This is a genomic window from Microbacterium sp. NPDC057741, from assembly GCF_042798735.1.
Lineage (GTDB): Bacteria > Actinomycetota > Actinomycetes > Actinomycetales > Microbacteriaceae > Microbacterium.
Genome location: NZ_JBHVJW010000004.1, coordinates 245,953 through 266,806, shown reverse-complemented (window position 1 = coordinate 266,806; position 20,854 = coordinate 245,953). Strand labels below are relative to the sequence as shown.

General features: G+C 63.7%; 10 protein-coding genes. 2 read left to right on the top strand and 8 right to left on the bottom strand.

Going from position 1 to position 20,854, the window contains the following annotated elements:
* Positions 1–3: 3 nt before the first annotated feature.
* From drmC to ACFVDO_RS14490, 7 genes are read right to left on the bottom strand one after another with little or no spacing between them, the layout of a single operon-like run.
* A complete protein-coding gene (drmC, locus tag ACFVDO_RS14520; protein WP_378856428.1) occupies positions 4–708 on the bottom strand; it encodes a DISARM system phospholipase D-like protein DrmC in 705 nt (234 codons plus the stop codon).
* Positions 708–2,792, bottom strand: a complete 2,085-nt coding sequence (drmB, locus tag ACFVDO_RS14515; RefSeq protein ID WP_378856426.1) for a DrmB family protein — start codon at positions 2,790–2,792, stop codon at positions 708–710. Before drmB ends, drmC begins: the two co-directional genes overlap by 1 nt.
* Positions 2,789–6,487, bottom strand: a complete 3,699-nt coding sequence (gene drmA / locus ACFVDO_RS14510) for a DISARM system helicase DrmA (protein WP_378856424.1) — start codon at positions 6,485–6,487, stop codon at positions 2,789–2,791. Before drmA ends, drmB begins: the two co-directional genes overlap by 4 nt.
* Positions 6,487–10,425, bottom strand: coding sequence for an Eco57I restriction-modification methylase domain-containing protein (locus ACFVDO_RS14505; protein ID WP_378856422.1), 3,939 nt, complete (start codon positions 10,423–10,425; stop codon positions 6,487–6,489). The genes drmA and ACFVDO_RS14505 overlap by 1 nt, the downstream gene beginning before the upstream one ends.
* Positions 10,415–13,618, bottom strand: a complete 3,204-nt coding sequence (gene drmD / locus ACFVDO_RS14500; RefSeq protein ID WP_378856420.1) for a DISARM system SNF2-like helicase DrmD — start codon at positions 13,616–13,618, stop codon at positions 10,415–10,417. Before drmD ends, ACFVDO_RS14505 begins: the two co-directional genes overlap by 11 nt.
* 56 nt (positions 13,619–13,674) lie before the next feature.
* Positions 13,675–14,844 (bottom strand): DNA cytosine methyltransferase, encoded by a 1,170-nt coding sequence (locus tag ACFVDO_RS14495; RefSeq protein WP_378856418.1) that lies wholly within the window; start codon positions 14,842–14,844, stop codon positions 13,675–13,677.
* Between the two features lies 1 nt (position 14,845).
* On the bottom strand, positions 14,846–17,089 hold the full coding sequence (locus ACFVDO_RS14490; protein WP_378856416.1) for a 3'-5' exonuclease: 2,244 nt from the start codon (positions 17,087–17,089) through the stop codon (positions 14,846–14,848).
* Between the two features lie 279 nt (positions 17,090–17,368).
* Here ACFVDO_RS14490 and ACFVDO_RS14485 point away from each other — a divergent pair, with 279 nt between their 5' ends.
* Positions 17,369–18,871, top strand: a complete 1,503-nt coding sequence (locus ACFVDO_RS14485) for a reverse transcriptase domain-containing protein (RefSeq protein WP_378856414.1) — start codon at positions 17,369–17,371, stop codon at positions 18,869–18,871.
* 25 nt (positions 18,872–18,896) lie between these two features.
* Positions 18,897–19,379 (top strand): hypothetical protein, encoded by a 483-nt coding sequence (locus tag ACFVDO_RS14480; protein ID WP_378856412.1) that lies wholly within the window; start codon positions 18,897–18,899, stop codon positions 19,377–19,379.
* A 427-nt stretch (positions 19,380–19,806) separates the two neighbouring features.
* On the opposite strand, the gene ACFVDO_RS14475 is transcribed toward ACFVDO_RS14480, so the two are convergent.
* On the bottom strand, positions 19,807–20,805 hold the full coding sequence (locus ACFVDO_RS14475) for an IS481 family transposase (protein ID WP_378856410.1): 999 nt from the start codon (positions 20,803–20,805) through the stop codon (positions 19,807–19,809).
* Positions 20,806–20,854: the final 49 nt, after the last annotated feature.

Here is a 20,854-nt window from a genome sequence, read left to right as displayed (position 1 = left end):
TGCTCATCCCAGATCGGTGATCGCTCCGTGTTGCCAGAGTTTGGTGAATCGCTGTCGCATGCTCGACGCGAACTCGACGTCGTGGATGACAACTCCGGCTTCGAGATTCGATTCGGCGCCGGCGGTCGACAAGTTCGCGCTGGTGACGAACGCGGCTCGAGAATCCACGATCACGACCTTCGAATGCTGAACGGCATACTTCCCGTGCGGCGCGTCGTACGTCCAGAACCGCGCTCCAGTGAGCTTGCTGCGAAGCATCGACGCGGTCTTGCCGTCGTTCACTGTCGAGTCGACGAGAAGCGTGGTCTGGACTCCACGAGCGATCGCCCTCCACAATGCCTTCACGAACTCCGAGTCAGGAGTGGCCGAGTACGTGGACGCGAAGACATCCTCGTTGGCGTCATCGATGAGATGCGCGAGTGCCGAGGTGGTGTGGTCGCCGTCCCCGTCGAAGGTCGGTCCGCTCCATACCGCGCGGATATCGACCGTGTTCGCTTGAGCCGCAGTGGCGAATCCGCGCAGGATCGCTGCGAGTGTGGTGCTCCCGACCTCTTTGTACCCTTCCTTCAGCGGAGCAGCAGCAGGCGAGTCCTCCGGCAACTTGTCGAGAGCCTTGGACAGGCGCCCGTCGATCTCCAGGCTGGACGCTACCTTCAGCGCAGTCGCCGGCGTCAGCGTGGACGCGAGTTCGACGAGCGGCTCGGCCATCAGCTGAAACTCGCCGATACGCTCGCGAGCAGCGGCCCGACATCGAGCGATCCGGCGTGGAGATCGAGAACGAACCGCCGATCGACGAAACGGTTCGCACGTTCGCACGACGTTTCCGACAGGAAGGCGCAGAAGTGACATGCTGCACCGTGAAGGAAGTCCTCCTGGTTCTTCGGCACACGATGCGCGCAGATCGGATCGGATGAACACCGCTGCGCACGATGAAGCGCCTCTTGCATCACCGACTCGAGGCGATCGGTACGGGCGAGATCCACGAGGCCGCCGAGCGTACCCTCGCTATCAGGCGAGGTGGTCGTGATCAGAATGCCTGCTGCTGCATCACGGTCCTCCGTTTTCCGCCAGGCGTAAATGCGCTCCGCCAATGACGCTGAGCCGTATCCACTTGACATCGCCATTTCTCGGATCAGCAAGTGCGACAAGGTGTGCAGCGCCCAGTATCGCGGCGGCGGCATCGGGTCCTCCGCGGCGACCACGACAGCGGTGCTGCTCTCGCGCCTGCCAAGGTTACGCACATGAGCTGCGCAGTGGTCCGCCCACACATCGCTCGCGAGAACGTTGGCTTCCCACTTTTCGATGACGTCTTCATCGAAACGAAGGAAGACCCCTTCACCGCGGTCCTCGGTCGCCGGCACCCATTTCGGCTTGCCGGAAAGCGCAATCGGCGCGATACGCGCCGCGTCGTCCCCGACGCGATCAAGCGCATCGATTCGAGTGAAGCCAATGAACGCGTTCGCCTTCCGGATGCGGTCGACTGCCACCACGTCGCTGATCGCGGGGGTAAGGGGCGCAGCAACGGCAACGGGGTGCACCTTGAAGCCGTTACGAGGGTCCTCCGCGAGAAACTCCTTCGGGTGGGTCAGAGTCTCCCACTCCGGGACCAGCAGATAATTGGGGTCGTACCCAGTCGGCTCCGCTACGACCGTTGCCAGCGGCGGCAGATCGCCCTTTGCGATCTGGATAGCCGTCCAGAGGTCTTCATCCGAGATGCCCGCGAAGCGCTCCGTGACGTTCTCGGCAGCGAACATGCGCCAGCTCGCCACAGCGGCGAGTGAGGTGAGTTTCGCAACCTGCGCCGGAGGAAGCCCCAGTACCTCGGTGACAGTATCGGCGGGCTGCGGCACCTTGCGCGAGGGGAGAACCAGCACACTGACCGTAGCGGGGAACCACTGGTTGGCGGCACCGAGCAGCATGAGTCGAACTTCGCCCTCGCACGGCTCATCCGCCGATGCGTACGAGGGAAGATGCGGATGGCGCCCCCGGCAGTCGGGAAGCGAGTCCTCGCCTCCTGCGCGGGTCAGCTCGGCGATGTTGCGGGACGATCCGCAAGCGGTGCACTTGATCGACACCTGCGGTCCGAGGTTCGACCGCCATTCGAGCATCCGCATCTTCGGCTGTGCGACGCACTCGGTGCGGTGGCCATCGGCGCCGTGCACCCAGTCGTCATAGGGGAACTCGTCGAGATGACCGTTCGTGCAGGCGATCAGATAGCGAGCCGGTACCGCCACGCGCACTTTGGCTTTGCCACCAGCAAATCGTCCGGGACAGTTCTTGTGCACGAAGCGCGCCATGTCCGGCCGGTGCTTACGTGTGTTCTCGAACTCGAAGGGACTCCCACTCGAAACCGAAGCGAGCAGGTCGCACCCTGTGCAACGGAGCCACTGCGGGAATACTCGAGTGGGGATCCCGATCGGCGTGGTGTCTCCCCCGAGAGCATCAGGCAACCAGGGCGGCTGTCGGAGTTCCCCGACCTGCTGGCCGAGTTGGCGGCGAACCGCTTCGATCAGGCGAGGGACGAGCACGAGCGGAGGATCGCCGCCCATCCTCGCGTATGCCTTGTCCCAGGAGTCGATGCCCTGCGGCATGACTGCGATCTGCGGCAGGTCGACGGTCGCTCCGATACCGGACGTGTAGAGCATCGCGCTCGGCCGGATCGAACCGATGCGGGCGCGGTTCTTCGGCTCCCCCGCACCCGTGTAAGGATCTGCAACGTCACCTGGGACGCCGATGACGGGCTGCTCGGCATCGGCGGGTGCTTGCTCAGCCGTCACGTGTTCGTCGGTCACTTCGCATCCTTCTTCGACTTGGCGGTGAACGTCCACTTCGGCGTCGTCGCGGTCACCGCCTCGGCGAGTTTGCCTGGGAATGGAGACACGAGCAGGTCGATCTCAGGCTGCACTTCGCGCATCGAGTTCGCAACTTGGAAAAGACGGTCACCTTCTTCCCCGATGGAGTCCTCGGGACTGACCAGCAAGGGCTCGACGATCTGCTTCGGGAGTTTCTTCTTCGTGTACGTGAGCGCGCCCGATGCTGCTGTCGCGCGGTCCGTCCATTTGTCGAGTCGCAGCACGAGCTTGCTCTTCATGCTCGACGCAGCCCCGGTGTCTGCGGCGATATCGACGCGGGCGACGAGCTTGTCTACGAGAGCGTCGCAGATCTTGCGGCGGGTGCTGATCCGTCCCGCTCCAGCGTTGGCTTCCGCCGAAAGGGACTCGGAGGAGGCCGCCGTGGCCTCGATCACACGTGCCGCAGAGACGATGAGCGCGGTCAGCCCGCGTTCGAGCGCCGCCTCCGAGAACGGAGTGACGGACAGCGCTTCGACGTTCGCGTAGAAGGTGTCGTGAAAGTGCTCGAACTGTTCGTAGTGCGCCATGTCACGCGGCCGCGCTCGGTTCGCGAGCGTCACGACAAGTCCGGGCTTTCCCCCGTCACGCCCGACGCGCGAAGACGCCTGGATGTACTCGGCGGTGTTCTTCGGCTGACCAACGATCATCATCAGCCCGAGGCGCGGCACGTCGACGCCCACCTGCAGCATGGATGTGGCGAGGACTACGTCGTATGGCAACTCTCGTGGGGCGAGTTGCTCACCGGCTTTGAGTTTGGCGGCTATGGCGGCGCGGCCGACCGTGGTGTCCGTGTCGGCATCGAACGGCGCTGCCAGGTGGGTGAGCGTCTTCCCGATCTCCGAGGAGGAGATGCGCGAGGTCAGTTCGCCCAGCTTGAGCGGCGTCCGCCGTTTCGAATAGCCCGTCGCCTTGTCGGGGTTGCTGACTCGTGTCGTCACATCGTCTTCGAGGTAGCGGCGCATGCCCGCAAGTTCGCGAGTTGCGGAGAAGTAGTCCACAAGCGTCAGGTAGGGCTCCGCGGCCGTCCCGTGCTTGTCGAACAGCTTCTGCCCGGCGAGCAGGAGGATCTCGCTGAGACGGATCTCGGCCAGCGTCAGTCGGGCGCCGTGGAGGCAGACCCCAAGATAACGCCGCCCGGGAGCTTCGTCGAGCGGCACCTCTTCGGAGAAGAAGGTGTCACTCACGCTCAGTACTTGTGGCGGGAAGACTTCGACATCGCGGGCATACAACCGCTGAACCTGCTCGGCCGCCTTGCGAACGGTTGCCGTCGACGCGATGACTACGGGCTTCACCGGTTTCATGTTTCCCGGCATGCCGAGCTGCCAGCTCGAGAGGACGTCGATCGCGCCCTCGAAAAGGCCGACGGCGGTTCCGAGGGCCCCGGTGATGAGGTGGAGCTCGTCCTGAATGATCAGATCGGGCGGGCGCAGCCGGCCCACGGTCGTGACTTGCGTCGCGGGGTAGGTGCGCCCGTTCGCCGTCTTCGCGTTGTGTGTGTCGGCGCCGCACACGTTGCCGGCTGTGTCGAGGTGCTTGTAACCGTGTCGCGGACACTTCCTGGCCACGTAGCCGAACAGACTCGCAGCCTCTCCTTCGCGCGCCAAGCGGGCGAACTTGTCGACGGTCGCCAGCAGGAATGTCGGCGGATGCCGGTAGATCTCGTCGTCGACGGTGAGCACTGGCAAACCGACCTCGGCGCTCCCTCCGGACGCGAAGGGGCAGCGGGCACGACGATCCCCGCAATACACGCGGATGCGCTTCTCGACATCGTCGGCTTCTACATTCGACTTGGGGTTGATCGCTGTCCCGCACCAGGGGCAGTGATCGAATTGGAGGACGGTGAGCCCGTATGCGGAGTTGCCTTCTCGCTCCCGCACGTCCTTGACCTGCTCGGCCGCCTCGGAGTACCGCTTCGGGCTGACACTCGAGCCGACCCAGAGTCCGATCGTGAACGGTGCGGCTCCCCACGTGGAGGGGTCTTCTCGGCGCACCACCTCGGCGGCGCACATCAAGGTCGTTGCGCGCAGGAACTGCTGTGACGTGAGCAAGCGCAACGTGTACCGCATGAGCACTGCTACGCCATCGCCGCCGTCCAAGAGCCCTTCGGGCGTCTCGACTTTCCCCTGCAGACGACGGATGCCGAAAGTGAACGCGGCCAGGCCGAGGTAGGCCTCGGTCTTTCCACCACCCGTGGGGAAGAAGAGCAGTTCGGCGCGTGCATAGTCCGTCGAGCGACGAACGTGAGTCAGGTCGACGACCGAGGGCAATTGCATGAGGATGAACGCGAGTTGGAATGCGCGCCACGATGCTGCCTTGTCGCCGCGCGCATCGACCTTGGCAACGGCTTCCGCGATCGACAGCTCCTTCTGTTCGATTCGAAGCGCGGCAACCTGGGACCGGAGGCGCTGATCACGCATAGTGCGGTTCATGAACCAGAACGCACGTTGCGCCTGCTCGTTGGAGACGAGCAGCTCGAGCCCGGCGCGCAACCGGTCAAGCGCCGCGGCGCCGTCCTCCAGGCCGATCTGCCCTTGCTCCTGCAGCCATTCCGGCAGTTCCGCATTGTCTTCTTCGCGGTCCTCCAGCCAGATCGAGTATCCGTCGATGAGCGGTTGCAGGCCCGCTTCGAGCTCCGCGGGGGACGCCTCCATGAGGGCCCTCATGCTCAGAACGACCCCCTCGACCGCCGGAGCTTGCGTCTGCGGTACCTCGGCGGTCGGCAGCCACGTCGTTCGAACCGACGTAGCACGTCGAGCGTCGTTCGCCGACAGGTCCCAGCTTACTGAGGCCGTACGGCCGACGGCGAACTCGAGGCGATCGCGGTACAGGAGATCGAGCCGGCGCACCTCAGGGTCGCGAGAGCCGCGATCGAACTCCATTGCGTCGCGGGCAGGCAGGAAGATCGCGTCCCCATCCGGCGAGGTCACTTCGAGCCCGGCCTGGAACATCCAGAGCTTGGGCGGCAGCTCGCGACCCGTGACAGCCGTATTGAGAAGCGCTGCCTCGACGACTCGACGCCCCTCCACGTCGAAAACCTCGACGGTGATCTCAACGTCCCCAGGCAGCGCTGCCCGCTTCGACCCACCGCTCGCGATCTCGGAGAGGTTGATCTCGACGGGTTCTTGGAACGGAGTGCGGTCGTAGTAAGTCTGGATCTTGCCCTTGTCGTCCGCCTCGCGTCGCGCCTTGTACTTTCCCCAACGAGCCGTGAATCGAAGCACCCCAGTCTGCGCCGGCACCTGGAACCGCAATCCCATGGATGACGGGGCGATGATCTTCGATTCAGGGCCGCGGTCCTCGTCGGGTTCGCTCGGTGAGGCTTCGGAGATCGCTTCCCCCTCATCGGCAGGTACGCCGTCCACGTCGCGCGCGCCGCTCAGATCCGTGACCGCGAGAGAGTCGTCAGCACGAACATCGGCAAGGGTCGCATCGTTTGCGCCAGACGAGGATCCTGGCGCCGGCGTGGTCCCGTCGAGAAGCGAAATCGGAGCGAGCGCGCCAGCGAGGTAGCGGGCTCGAGGCGTGCCCACAATCGTCTCGTTGGGCCCATCCCATGGTCCGACGAGGTCCCGGGCGATGAGGTCGATCAGTTCTTCGCGGACCTGCGCCGAGGTTACGACGGGTTCATACACCATTAGAACATCGCTCCTTCAGGTACGGCTGATTCCTCGAATCTCCGACCTCGCTTCGACTTATTCAACGGTGCGATCTCAGCTTCGGACTCCGCGCGCCGGTGGTTCTCCTGAATAAGTCGGTCGAGAATCTCTCGCTGAGACCCTTCATCGACCGTGAACCGAGTCAGATTGCGGATAGTGACAAAATCATACGCAGGGGTGAGATCAGACCAGCCGAACGCCCGAAATACCTCAGAATCCAGGTTGACGAAGAGCTCTCGCAGGTCGCTGATATCAGGAGAAACACAAGTGTGATCGTTCATGGAGTTCATCACTGGACGCAGACCGCCATTCTTGACGCAAAGCTCCGCAAGTTCTTCTGAGAACTCCCTCGATGCCGCACCAATCTCACTCGACGGTGTCCACGGAAACGTGTTGGCGAGTCGCTTCGGAGCGTAGCTCGGATCATCTCGTGTGGTGGCAGCGTACTCAAGCACCCAGTGGTAATGCAGACTAGACGCGATCTGCGCGTACGTTGCCAGGTCACCGCCCGGGAAGACAACAACACCCATATCGAACATGCTCCGAGGATCGACCCAAAGCGGCATCAAAAGGTTGCTGGTTCTGGGAATCGCTATTGCAGTCGTGGCGTTCGACAGCTCGCTGTACAGCGCGGCTGCTGCGCTCTCAAAATGCCACCAGTTTTGCTGAAGTCGCGGTTTCACGCTAGGTCGCGACCGCCACGGACGCTGGAAGGCCTCCAAGTGGCGCCAGAGGGTGGCATATTCCCGAGCTTCGACCTCTGGGAGTCCGTCCAAATCAATCAAGTACTCCCCCGGCCGTGAAGGATCACCCTGCGACAGGTCGGCTGCCCTTATGTATGGGTGCACGCGAGAAGCAAGCCGTTCATCGTCTGCCAACCATCTCAAAGCGCGGTCCGCCGGAACGCGGAACCCGTCACCGTTCGGGTAGGTCCCAACATACGACCGCACAGGCAGAAGGCCGAGCGGCTGCTTTGGTTCGGCAGCCAAGTGTGAAGTTGTGGCCGCCTCGGGCAGTTTCACGAGCCAGGCCTTCACGACAGAGACGTCAGCGCCGCGGGGCCCCCAGTCAAACGGATCACTCACCTCGATCAGTCGCGCTCCTGCAGCGAGCACCTGGTCCAGGCCCACGACCTTTGTATGAGATTGCATGATCGATTTGGTGATCACGACGCCGATGCAGCCCATCTGGCGAAGGAGAGCCGCCTGGCGGAGCAAGAAGTATGCTGCCAGGTCAGCGTCACCTCGCTTGCCAAATGCGACGGTAGATTGCAAAGTGTCTCGATAATTCTTTCCAAACCCGGTTGTGATCTTCTTGCTGTGATAAAAAGCCGGGTTCCCGACTATCGCGTCGAACCCCCCATGGTCGTGGATAACGTCGGGCGCCGCGAGGATCCAGTGGAGTGGTGCCCAACGGGCGTCACCGATATCGACGATCGGGGTGAGACCAACTTCGATGATGGCGTCGAGGGCCGCGCGATCCGGCTCAGTGCCGTCATCAGGGTACGCGGCACGGAGAGCGTCGGCCAGGTCGTCGTACCGGTCATCTAGCTTCTTACCCGGTTTGCCGCCTTCGAGCAGCCCAACGGCCACAATGCCGTCGGCGACATCGCGGAGCTTTAGGGTGACCCGCTCAGCCTGACGAAGCAAGGCTTGCTTCGCTTTGGTAGACCGCATGCGATCGGCGTCGTCGACCTGTCCAGAGGCGAGCTCGCGGCGGATACGGGCCGCGTCATCGAGATCCTTGTCAACGTCGAACCAAGGCAGCTGCTCCCGCCCGCGACGTCGCTCGGGGTAGATGTGCTGGGCCTTGAGCTGCTCTTCAGTAGTGACACCCAGCAGGGAGTTGCCGTGGAAGACGCGGTCGTCGACGAACGAGAACGGCTTGCCAGCATCCATCGAGATGAGCCAGAGCGAGAGCTTGCACATCTCGACAGCCATGCCGTTGATGTCGGCTCCGTAGAGGCAGCGAGCGACGACTTCGCGCACAGCCCATCGTTTCAGATCGGACTCGTGACTCACATCGAGACCTTCGTTCGCGCGAGCTTCGATGAGCCGGTCGGCGAGGTAACGAGCGGCGGCGACGAGGAATGCGCCGGACCCGGCGGCGATGTCCGCGATCTTGAGATCGAGGATCTCCGAGGACGACTTGAGCCTCCAGTCGCTGCGGTTCTCGGTGTCCAGCGGTCCCGGACTGTAGACGAGGGGCTCCAGTGCATGCAGCACGACCTCTTCCGCGAGAGAGCGGGGTGTGTAGTGAGTCCCGGTATTTGCACGCTGCGGTGACTCGGTCATCACGAGCCCGCCGGCAGGAATGGCATAGGGGAACCCCCGCAGATCGTTGCGAATCAGCCCATGGAAAGGCTCCAGCCTGGTAGCGAGCTCGTCATCGCCGAGTAGGGCGTGGCGGAGCCGGGTTCGGGCGTCCGCAGCCGCCGCCAGGTCGCCGGCGCCATACGCTTTCGCGATCTGATTCGGGGTTCGGGGCTTGGATTGCTCTTGCGTCTTCTTCAGATGGTCGACGAGGCGCTTCGCGAAATCCGCTGGCGACGAGGCAGCGTCCTTGATCTCTTCAAGCTCGGCGAGAGCGATCTCGGGCTCGAACCCGCTCCTCCCGTCGAGGCCGACGGTGACGTCGGGAACATAGGCGGCGGAGTAGCCGAGCAGCCCCTCGTAGACGTATCCGATCTGCTCGACGTCGAGATCGCGGAACGACAATTGCATCGCCCCGTCCTCGATCGTCTGCACGGCGCGGAGAACGGCGAGCATCGCCCGATCGGTGAGGCGTACCCGCAGTCGGCCCTGCTGGTCGGTGGCGTGCAGCCAAGGGAAGCGCGCGGGGTCGAACAGAGAGCCGCCGTAGGCGGGCATCCTCATGTCCTGGAACGATGCCCCGCCGAAGACCGCATTGCTCGCAGCGAGAAGACGGTGCCATGCCTCCCACGAGTGATCGAGTGCTTCTTCGGACGTCGCCTGTGCATCTTGCTGCAGCTGCTCGCGCAATTGAGCGATCGCGTACGAGGAACGATAGAGGTCATGTTCGGGAAGCAGCCCGCGTTCTTCCGCGAAGAGGAGGAAGACGATGCGCATCAGCACCGTCACGGCCCCCTCGTAGACGGTCTTCGGGTCCTCCGGCAGCGGCGTGCGGTCTCCCTGGGAGACCGCACGCAGGTGCGTGTCGGACATCGACTGCAGCACGAGCTCGACGGCTCGCCTGACCTGGTCGCCGAGCGCCTCGGTGATCTCCTCTGCGCTGGCGACGCTCTTCGCGAAGACCAAGGGCAGGCGCATCTCCGCGGCACCTCCAGCAATCGAGCTGTAACTGGCGAGGGCTAGGAATGCATCACGGCTGGGCCGTTCCTCTCGCCAGAGCAGCGCATCCCACACACCGCTCGCGGTCGTGACGTCCTTCGCCGCGGACACAAGCGCCCACCAGCGGCCGTCGGTGACGATGCCGATCGTCACCCCGGTCTCCCGCAGAAGCACCGCCATCCGGTCAATCGCGTTCGCCGACCAGCCGTCCGTGCCCGCCGAGCGAAGATCATCAACACGATGCACAAGCGTCACCAGAGCAGCGGGGCCGTCGTCACTCGTCAAGGCTGCCCATGGCGTCACTGTGACGGCGCCGTTAGGGGACTGCGCCGCGAGCCCCACAGGGGACAATTGCAGGTCGTCAGACCAGTCGAGGAGGCGACGCAACACGGCCGCTACCCAACGATCACGCGCCGCGCCGTAGACCTCCGCCGTTGCAGACCAGGCGGCTGACCAACGAACGAACTCGTCGACGAACACGTCCCCGGTCTCGTCCACCGCGGGTCGGGGCAGCCCCGACGGGTAGAACGACTTCAACGCCGCCTTCGATAGAAAGGGGCCATCGTGGTCGATCAGCGACAACCACTCCCACACATCAACGGCCACGGCCGGCCTCCAACTTCTCGGCGTCCTCGGGAGTCAGCGCGAACACGAGCGCAGCAACAAAGCTGTGCGCCTGCACATCGCGGTAGCGGCGTTCAACAGCGTCGCGTTCGGCGTGCAGCTCGTCGTCGAGGTGCACCAAACGCGTCCGCACTCGGGTGAGGTCCCGGTCGCGTTGCTGCTTCTCCTCCGGGAGTTGGAAGAGCATCTCCTCGCCCGATCGACGGGCTTCCTCAGCGCCCGCGAGGGTGCTCTCCAGCGTGCTGCGGAACCGGGCGAAGATCTCCTCGACCGCGCCGAGATCGGCGTCGCGTCGATCCCTCAGGTCGGATTCGACGCCGCTCCGGAGACGTTCCGCTCGGCGCTGGATGGCCGCGTTGACTCTGCTTCGGATGCCATCCACGGCATCCGACTCCAGGCTCCAGTCGGCGGCCAGATTCTCGAGTACGCGCTCGCTCGGCCGGGTGAGGCGAGTTCCGTCCAGCGCAGAGGCCAACAGGTCTTCCGCTCTCTCCATGCCGAGCTCCTGCCTGCGGGAGAGACGGGTACCCGCGAGGAAGACCTCTTCATGCAGGCGAGTGCCGCCCTCGCCAACGAGCACGAGGCGGGCGACCCCGGCCGCGAACGACTGTTCCAGGCCCTCGACGACCACAGCGCTCACGCCGCTGACGTGCTCGGTGCGCGTCCACACCTGTCCACGCAACTCGCGCGCCGCGCGTTGAATCAGCGGGTGGCCGAGGTGCGCGTACACGACGTCGGTCTGGTTCCGTGCGCGTTGCTCGTCGAAAGTAATGGGACGCAGCACGCCTGGCGCGAGCCGTGTATCAAGGCCGTCGAGAGCTGGCACCCAGGTCTTGGAAAGCCCAGGCGGCACGTCGAACAGGCGCGCTTCGTCGCGTGGATCGCCGACCTCGATCAGACCGGGTTGACCCGAGATACGCAATCCCTCCTCGAAGACTCGGAGGAGGTTGCCCTCGTGGAGGTGCATACGGTCGCGCGAGCCCTCGAGCCGCTCAGCGAGGCGGGTCAAGTGCGCCCCCAGCGTGTGCTCCGCCTGCAGCACCCGGTTGATCACCTGGCCACCGGCATCCGTCTTGATCTTGCGCGCCGGGCCCTCCCCGAACCCGAGCTCGCGCTGCAAGTCCGGAGCGATGATCTCGTTCGCGGAAACACCGTCGTGCTCGGAGTTCGCGATCTTGCTCGCAAGCCGGGCGAGCAGATCGTTGTCCTTCGCGTAATCGGAAGTGTTCTGCTTATCGGCACGCGGATGCCAGACGAGGGGAGTCTCGTCCTGTCCGTACCTGTCGATGCGACCGATCCGCTGCTCGAGCCGGTTCGGGTTGAACGGGATGTCGAAGCTGACCAGGCGGTGGCAGTAGGTCTGTAGGTCGATGCCCTCGCCAGCCGCATCCGTGGCCAGCAGGATACGAACGGGCTCGTCGCCCGGAGGAGCGGTGAACCGAGCACGGATCTCCTCGCGGGTCTCGGCGTCGGTTGAACCATCGATCACTGCGAGCCTCTCCCCGCCGTAACCGCGAGACTCAAGCACGTCGCGAAGCCAATCCAGGGTCGTGACGTACTCGGTGAAGATGACGATGCGCTCGTCTCCCCAGCCGGTCCCCGGGACGATCAAGTCCCCCTCGATGAGCCGCAGGAGTGCCTCGAGCTTCGAATCGGGGCGGCCGTCGTAGCGGCGGCCCCAGGTGATGAGATCTTGGAGATCGGAGATGTCGCCATCGGTGAGGGCGACCTGTGCTCGTTTGGCAGTACGAAGCGCCTCCAGCTCGGGTTGCTCGGCGCGACCTTCCTCCTCGTCAGATGCCTCGTCACCGAGAATATCGTCGTAGTCAGGGAGCTGGACGTCCTCGTCACCGCGCGCCTCAAGGTACGTCTCCGCGGTCGCCGCGAAAGCGACGGGGGAAGAGAAGAACCTTTTCTTGAGGATCACCGTCGCGAGGTCGGATGCACGCTTGCCACGTTCCTGCTGCACGGCAGTGTTTCGGCGTCGGGTGAATGCGATGAGCTTGTCGTACGCCTCGGCCTCGTCGTCGGCAGGATCGAACACCAGCGGTCGAACCTCACGAAGCTGGAAGCCCTCATCCGGCAGGTCGCGCTTCAGGCGGCGCACCGCCACCTGCTTCAGCGCGTCTTCGTCGAGATCAGCACCGCGCGCGAACCGCTGGGGGTCGATCATCTCCAATAGCGCGGTGAACGATTCGGTATATCCGTTGTGCGGCGTCGCGCTGAGGAACAGACGATGCTCGCAGAGCTCCGCGAGGCGACGTACCGCGATCGTGCGCTGGCTGTCCACTGCGTAGCGAGCTCTGTCGGTACCGGAGCGGCTCGGGGTCGCCGGTGCGACGTGGTGCGCCTCGTCGACCACGAGCACATCGAACGCGCGGCGGTCTGCCGTGCGGGCATCCTTGACGCTCGCGTAGACCTCTTCGAGCATCCGCTCTGCGCGCGGCGAAGGCAGCCATGACATCGACACGATCACTCGTGGGTACACACGGAAGGGATTGGCGTGCACGCCGAAAGTGCGGCGGAAGGTTTTCATCGTCTCGGAGTTGACGATCTCGAAGTCCAGGCCGAACTTGTCGCGCAGTTCTTCCTGCCACTTGATCACGAGGCCTGCCGGACACACCACGATCACCGAACGAGCGCGGTGACGGAGGAGCAGCTCCTGGATGACGAGACCGGCTTCGATCGTCTTACCGAGGCCGACGTCGTCCGCAAGGAGCATGTTGGCCCGCGGGGAGTCGATGGCGCGACGGAGCGGCTCGAGCTGGTAGGCCTCGACGGATGCGCTGCTGCGGAAGGGCGCCTGGAGCGTCTTGGGGTCTGCGCTTGTGAGAGCTCCCCAGCGAAGCGCGTCCACATACGCGGCGAAGGTCGTCGGTTCGTCGAACCGTTCGGGGTTCAGGGTCGAGGGCAAGCCCTGTTCGTGGATGACGCTGCGGCCCGGCTCGAGTTCCCAGATCACGGTGAGTCCGCGGCCGTAGTAGTCCTCCTCGACCGACTGCATCGTGACCGCGTGCTGCACCTCGGCCCGGCCGTCATCAGCGCTGCTGCGCGGCAGCGACTGCGCAGTCACATCGGTGACCGACCAACGCGCACCTCGCACATTGACCAGACTGCCGATCTCCGGCACCTCGATCGTGCCGGACGTCGTGTTCACGATCACGCTCGAATTCATCCCTGTTCCCTCCTCCCAGAGCAAAGCCTTTCAGTATGTCGCATACCACCGACACTTCATGCCGATTGCGGCTCGCCTGTGCTTTCCGCTGCTTGCGACTGCGACGAGAGAGACTGGAAAGCCGTCAAGATCGCAGCGCCCAACTGCGGTGGGACAGCGTTGCCGATCATCGTCGCCAGAGCGCTCCGCGTGGGGCATGCCGAGAAATCGAAGTAGTCCGGGAAGCCCTGGATGCGAGCCGCCTCATGCGCGGTCAGCGCACGCGCGCGATCCGGATGCATGTAGCGGCCCTGGCCGATACTGCCGAAGCCGCTCGTGATCGTCTGCGCCGGCTCGGTCCATCGCAAGCGGCCGTACATCGATCTGTAGGAGTGCACTCCCTGTTGGCAGGTCGGGCGCAGCGCATTCGGCAGGTCGTAGATGTCGTTGTCCAGTAGGAACTGCATCCGCTCCTTGTTCATCGCCGTGGCCTGAGGTTCGCGGTCGATCATCGAGTCAGACGTCGCGCCAGCCAAGTCACCGATCGCCCAACGCAAGTCATGCGAGGTGTCCGGAGCTTCGATCGCATCGAAGAGGAGTGCTGGATCCGGCTCGCCGCGATCAGTCGCCAACAGGACATGCCGTTGTCGCGTCTGCGCCACACCCAGGCGAGCGAGCGCAACGACCCGATGCTCCGCTTGGTAGCCGATTCGCGCGAGGTGCTCGACTGCCTTCTCAACTACACCAACGCCGTTGTGACGGTCACGCAAGACGGCCGGCACGTTCTCGATCACCAGGACATGCGGACGGAGGATCTCAGCCGCCCGCACCATTCGCAGATACAGCGCGTTCTTCTCGTCGACACGTCGGGTGTGGTTATTCAGATTGCTGTGCCCCTGGCACGGTGGCCCGCCCACCAGAACGTCTACGTCTGCCACGGATGCGGCGGTGCGCTGCTCCACGAAAGTGGCGGCCGCGCCCAGCTCTCCGTCGAAGAACGCCTCGACCGGCGCGGTCTCGATGCGCTCCGCGAACGGGAAGTTCTGTTCGTACACTGCGGTTGCCAGGGGCTCGAAATCCACCGCGAGGGCGATCTGCAGCGCACTACCCGCAGCGTGACTCGCCTGCGCGAGGCCGAGGCTGATGCCGCCGCAGCCAGCGAACAGATCGACGATCCGTGTTACTCCGGAGCCCTTATCGAACGCGGGGCGCCGTCGCGCGCGGAGGGGGTGGTTGGAGCGCGGCAACTTAGGGCTCCTCGGACTTGGTCTCGGACGATGCAGCGTCAGCGTGCAGGAAGGGACTAGGCGATCCACTCCACGTCACTGCGAGTGCGTCTCGCGCTCGGCTAGCTGCGACGTAAAGCAGTGAGCGCTCCTGAAGCATCACCTGGTCGCGCTCCTCTGGGGCGGCGTTCTCGAGCGTCCACTTGAACGGGACAACTCCATCACTCACGTCGAAGAGCACGACTCGGCTGAACTCCATCCCCTTCGCCGTATGCATCGTGAGCGTCAGCACGCGGTCGCTCTTCGACTGGGCGCTCTTCGCGTGGTTCGCCGGGATACCGCGGCTGATTAGTGCATCGCGGGCGGCGAGCGCTCGCTCATTCGTCCTTGCGAGCACAGCGACTGTTCCTGCATCCACCGCTTCATCGCCGACCCACCCCTCGACCAGATCGCAGACGTGAGCGAGTTGCTCCTGTTCGTCTCGCGCGCCGAGGACCACCGGAACCGGACCACGACGAGCCGAGTGGTATCCCGCGACCTCCGTCATACCACCCTCCGCATCGACATAGTCGCCATCCTCGAGCGAACGGACGGCGAACGCAAGATTCTCTGCGGTCGTGCGGTAATTGAGCGTGAGCCGGCGGGATCGCCCGACGATCGCGATGCCGCAGTGAGCGAGGACGACCGGATGGCCATAGATCCGCTGGTGCGCGTCTTCGGCGATGAACAAGTCGTTCCGCGCGGGGCGAGCGAGTGCTCGCAAAAGCTTCCACTGCGAGGGCGAGAGATCCTGCCCTTCGTCGATGAGGACATGATCAGCGAGGACTTTCGCCTCCTCGCCGTAGAGATCGAGCCACGCTGCGCTGATCTCCGCGACCTCGGCGTAGGACATCGATGGCGCCGACCGCGCGTTCTCCCGATAACGTTCGATGATCGTCCACACCGCGTCGCGCTTCTTCCGGTCGAGCGCTACTCCACGGCCGGGGCGCCGGATCGAGAAGTACTCCTCGCGCGTCGTAACGCGGGCGGGCAGGACGACTTGGAGGTACTCGCTCTCAAGGAACGTGTCAGTCGTCACTGCGGAAGGCAGATCTGCCGAAGTGCCGGCCGCAGCTGAGGCCCAACCGTCGCGGTTGCCGGTGACCTGCCCAACACCGCCGCGGGCTTCCCCGAGGATGATGCCCGCGACCTGCCCGAATCCTGAGCCAGCCTTCTGACGGACCGCTGCCCCCAGTTGGTCGACCCCCCGGATCAGCACACCGGCCTCACCGAGCCCGGATGCGATGCCGATTTCGGGATCGAGGGCGAGGAGGTCGCGCTTGAGGTTCTCGGCAAGAGCGCGCGTGTAGGTCGTCAGGACGATGCGAGCATTCGGATTCTGCGACATCAAGTGCCGCGCTCTGTGGAGAAGCACGACGGTCTTACCGGTACCGGCACCGCCGCTGAGCCGGAACGGGCCGGAGTAGTCACCTGAGGCGTACATCGCCTGCTCCGGGTGGAGGAAGACCCGCCAGGCAGCGAAGTCGCCTTCCTCGATGATCTTCCGCAATTCCTCGTTGTCTTCGACGAACGTGAACTGCATCTTCGACACATCGCTCTCGAGCGCCCGAAGAATCTGTTCGTCCTCGCTAGCGTCATCGTCGATGACGGGCGCCCGGAGGCGAAGCTCGTCGATGATGTCCTCGATCGACACGCCCGCCGCGAGGCTGACCACGGCGTCCTGCTCCCACGCGTTCTCCAGCCCCTCTGCGATAGTAAGGACCTCGTCCTCAATGGAGGCATCGAGAAGTCTCTGCGCAACGGAATGCGTGAACCCCAGATCACCGACGAGCCGCGCCGGAGAGTGGTTGAACTGCTGTAGGAACTTCGGAGCGGCCGGTGCGCTTTGAGCGGGAGGCGAAGCAGGGTAGGACGGCCGAGGACCGGCAGGCATCGTCTCGGCGATCAGCTCGACAGCGCCGTTCACCTCATTGAGGTTCACTTTGAGAGTGCTCGCCCGTTCGATCGCGACGTCGTGCTCCCACGCGCCAGCGAAGACCCAGGTGCGTTCCTGATGCTTGTCTTCCAGGAGGTACAGCACTGCACGCCAGCTCTGATCGATCCTGGCCGTGCGCGCACGAGGATCCACCGCGTTGTTCATCTTCTTGACGCGGAGGCCGTAGGTGGAGTCGTCCTCGGCCAGCTTCTCAAGGAAGTCAAAGATCTTCAGGCGGACGATCTTGTCCTTCGGCTGATTCTTCAGCTTCGTCATCACGATGTTTGGCATGCAGGTTCTCCGAGGCTCGAGTACAGGCTACCGGTGAGCTTGAGACGGAGGGCGACGGCTGGTGCAGCGACCAGCGCCGTGTGATCCGGCATTCCGCCGGACCTGCGTAAGCCGCGTGATCACCGTCCAAATCCCGCGTCGCGGGTGCCGGCGAGCATCGCGACGTTCGGCGGACGACGTCTGTGTCGTCATTCACTCGCTAGATTGGTTGCCAAACACCGCGGAAGAATTCCGTGTCGAACCGTAACGGCGACGCCTCGTGCCTTGTGATGGAGACCAGTGAAGCTTTCCGCAGATTTATTGAAGCGCCTCGATCTGAGTGCAGCAGCCACGCAGGTTACGACGGAGTATCTCGATCGCTTTCCCGTCCTGATATCAGACCGCTGCCTTGCCGACAGCACCAACAAGCTAGTCCGCTTGGTTGCCTCCGACTTCTCCTCGGGAACCAGCGTCTCCACAAGCACACTGAGCATGCCACGCAAGGGGTTTGGTCCCCGTCCAGTGACAGTGTTGTCGGCACGGGACAGAGTTCTCTACGAGGCGCTCGTCAACCACCTGCGCCCCAGCTTGGCTGCGGAATCTCGAGCCAAGGACAACTGGGTAGCATTCAAGGAATTTGGTCTGTCTCAAGATCCAGATGCACCCAAGTATGTAGTTTCGCTAGACATCGCGTCGATGTACGAGTACGTGGATCACCAAGTCCTCAAGCGCGAGCTGCTCGTGCAGACGCTGGAACGCCCGCCCGTCGAAGCGCTGATCGACCTCCTCGGAGAAGCTTTCGGTTTCGCGCGGGCTATACCCCAGATGATGTCCGCCAGCGACCTACTCGGTGACGTCTACCTAGGGATGCTGGAACGCGATCTTCTCCGATACGGCTATCACTTGGCACGCTATGCCGATGACTTCCGCGTGCTCGCTACGTCCTGGGGCGAGGCACATCGGATCATCGAACACGCCGCAGAAGCCGCGCGCTCCTTAGGTCTCGTGCTCTCCTCGGAGAAGACCACGGTGCGCCTAGCATCCACGCTTCTAGAGGAAGAAGCAGGACTACAAGACCTTGTTGATAAGTACTTCAAAGAGGCTCGAGCGGACCTCACAGTCTTCGATGACCTCATGGACTGGTACGGCGAGGCCAATCAAGTAGAGATCGATCCGGAAGATTCGGAAGCGATGCAGGAAGCTTTCCGTCGTGTTCTCCACGATTGGGCCGCGCCTTCCACACGATCTTCAATTCCAACTCGACTCACGTCGAAGGCCATCCGTTCTCTTGGTGCAGCCAGTGAGCGGGTCGGAGACGATATTCTCCGAGCACTGATCGACGCCGATCCTCTGAAGCTGAGTAGCGTTATCTCCTACTTCAATTCACGTGCTACGGAGGCCGACGCGAATTTGCGTTCCGTTAAGATGCTGACAGAGATGGAACGCCAAAGCCCATGGGCGAAGATCTGGCTCCTAACCGCAGTAGACACCTGGTCAGATGACGACTCAGCTGACGCCAAGGCACTTACGACCTGGGCATCAGCACAAATCACGGATGAGCATGAGGTTGTCCGCGCCGAAGCTGCATGGGTGCTGGCACGTTCACGCTCGCTGGAAGAGCGGGGGCTCGGTGAACTGTTCGGCCGCGCAACTCGGACCACGCGCCCCGGCTTGGCAGCAGCTCTCGGGCGTCTGGGAGTGCCTCCGTCCAACGCTTTGACTCGCTCGATCGTCGGCGCGTCACCAATACACAAAGAAGCGTATGAATGGGGGCAAGGTGTCGACGCGCCCGGTTCTCAGTAGATTGGCGGAGCGTGCTCTTAGCGGCGTGGCGGAGACCGACTTAACCGCCGAGCCGGATTATGCAGTACTTCGCGTGAGCTCAATCGCGGAAGTCTACGTCGATGAGCTCCTCAATGAACTCACTTCACGCTACCTCAAGGGCACCAGCGACTTCGAAATTTCGGTGGCGGACATGGTTAGCACACAATTTCGGCAGAGCTGGCCCGAACGGCGTAAGTGGCTTAGCAATTCTTTCGGAATTTCTCTCGCCGGGACCGCGATCGAACAAGATTTCCAGCTCGTCATCGACTTACGCAATGCGATCGCACATGGCGGCGGTCGAATGACTTTCAATCAAAGGAAGGACCTGTCCAAACAACTCGCGCTACAAGATTCATTGATGCGTAGACTGGGAACAGACTGCGATGGCGATCGCATTGTTTGCACTGCAACAACGATTACAAGTGCTATCCACATCACCAGCCAGTACATCCGTGAGTTGGACGCAGCCGCCACCGGCCACAACTGACCCGCGCCGCGCCGACCACTGATCCGTCGTCGCCTTCCAATCTCCTGGTCCGACTCGCAGGCAGCCGGCCGAGCTCGCCGATGCATATCGCCATTGTCAGACCTGGGGAGTTCTCCTCTGATAGACGACTTCCGGCCAGAACACCAAGTCGTCGACAGCATCAAAGCCAAGCCGTCTACGCAATTGCTGCGTCAGCGGTCACCTCCTACGGCCAGGGTAACGGGATCGCGCTCGACTCGCCGCTGCCGCAAGATCACGTCGACCTGCCGGCCGCACGCGGTCAGAGGCCCAGGTCGTCGAGAAACTGCTTCTCCGCGTCATCCAGTCTCATCTTGGAGCAGGCCACCGACGCTCTCCCGGCTCGGAAACGCCATCCGCCTTGGTGGTGCGGAGCCTCAGGTCTCGCGATCTGGTGGTCGTGTTTGGGCTAGCTGTACTTCCCCGTGAGGTTGTGAACGCGGGCGGAGGGGACTTGGCCGCCGATGCCGGTGTGGGGTCTGTGGTGGTTGTAGTGATGTAGCCAGGTCTCGTAGGCGGCGGCGCGTTCGGTTTCGCTGGCGTAGGGGTTCGCGTAGGCCCATTCGGTAGCGAGGGTGCGGTTGAATCGCTCGACCTTCCCATTGGTCTGTGGCCGGTAGGGCTTGGTCCACCTGTGTTTGACGTCGCCGAGCGCGTCGGCGAATGCCTGTGATCGGTAGCACGCGCCGTTGTCCGTCATCACGGCGGTGACGGTGACGCCGATGCCGGCGAAGAACGCGTTCGCGCGAGTCCAGAACGCGGCGGCAGTCTCCTTGCGTTCATCGTCGAGGATCTCCGAGTACGCCACCCGTGAGTGGTCGTCGACGGCGTGGTGCAGGTATCGGTACCCGCGGGAGCCCGTCGCGCCGGCGCGTGCCGCTCGTCCTCTTGCGACGCCTGCAGCTCGGTATTGCACGGACCCTTTCCCGTGGATACGCCAACCCCCGCCGTCCGGGATCCGGCCCTGCTTCTTGATGTCCACATGGACCAGCTGACCCGGCGAGGCGACCTCATATCGTCTCGGCTGAGGCTTGCGGACCGGCAAGCCGGTGGACTGATCGATGGCGGTCAGCTTCGGCATCCCGTACCGGGCCAGTACCCGTCCGACCGTCGAGCGATGCAACCGCAGGTGATATGCGATCCGGTGCGGCCCCCACCGACGCGTGAACCGCAACGCGACGATGCGCCGCTCGGTCTTGCGTGGCAGCTGGTTCGGGGATGTCCGCGGTTTCGAGCTGCGGTCCGTCAGCGGCAGGCCAGCCCGACACCGATCCACCCACCGTTTCGCGGTCGCCGGCGAGCACTGAAACCGCTCCGCAGCGCGCCGAAGCGACCATCCATCCCGAGTTATCAACAGGGCAAGACGCCGGCGCCCCTCAGGCGTCAACGGAGCATTAGCGTGGGTCATGGAGGCCTCCGGTTTAGAGATGCGAGTGTGGTAACCCACATCCTTGCCG

Coding starts and splice junctions, on each gene's coding strand:
- drmC (WP_378856428.1), bottom strand. CDS start 708: ATGGCCGAGCCGCTCGTCGAACTCGCGTCCACGCTGACGCCGGCGACT.
- drmA (WP_378856424.1), bottom strand. CDS start 6,487: ATGGTGTATGAACCCGTCGTAACCTCGGCGCAGGTCCGCGAAGAACTG.
- drmD (WP_378856420.1), bottom strand. CDS start 13,618: ATGAATTCGAGCGTGATCGTGAACACGACGTCCGGCACGATCGAGGTG.
- ACFVDO_RS14490 (WP_378856416.1), bottom strand. CDS start 17,089: ATGCCAAACATCGTGATGACGAAGCTGAAGAATCAGCCGAAGGACAAG.
- ACFVDO_RS14475 (WP_378856410.1), bottom strand. CDS start 20,805: ATGACCCACGCTAATGCTCCGTTGACGCCTGAGGGGCGCCGGCGTCTT.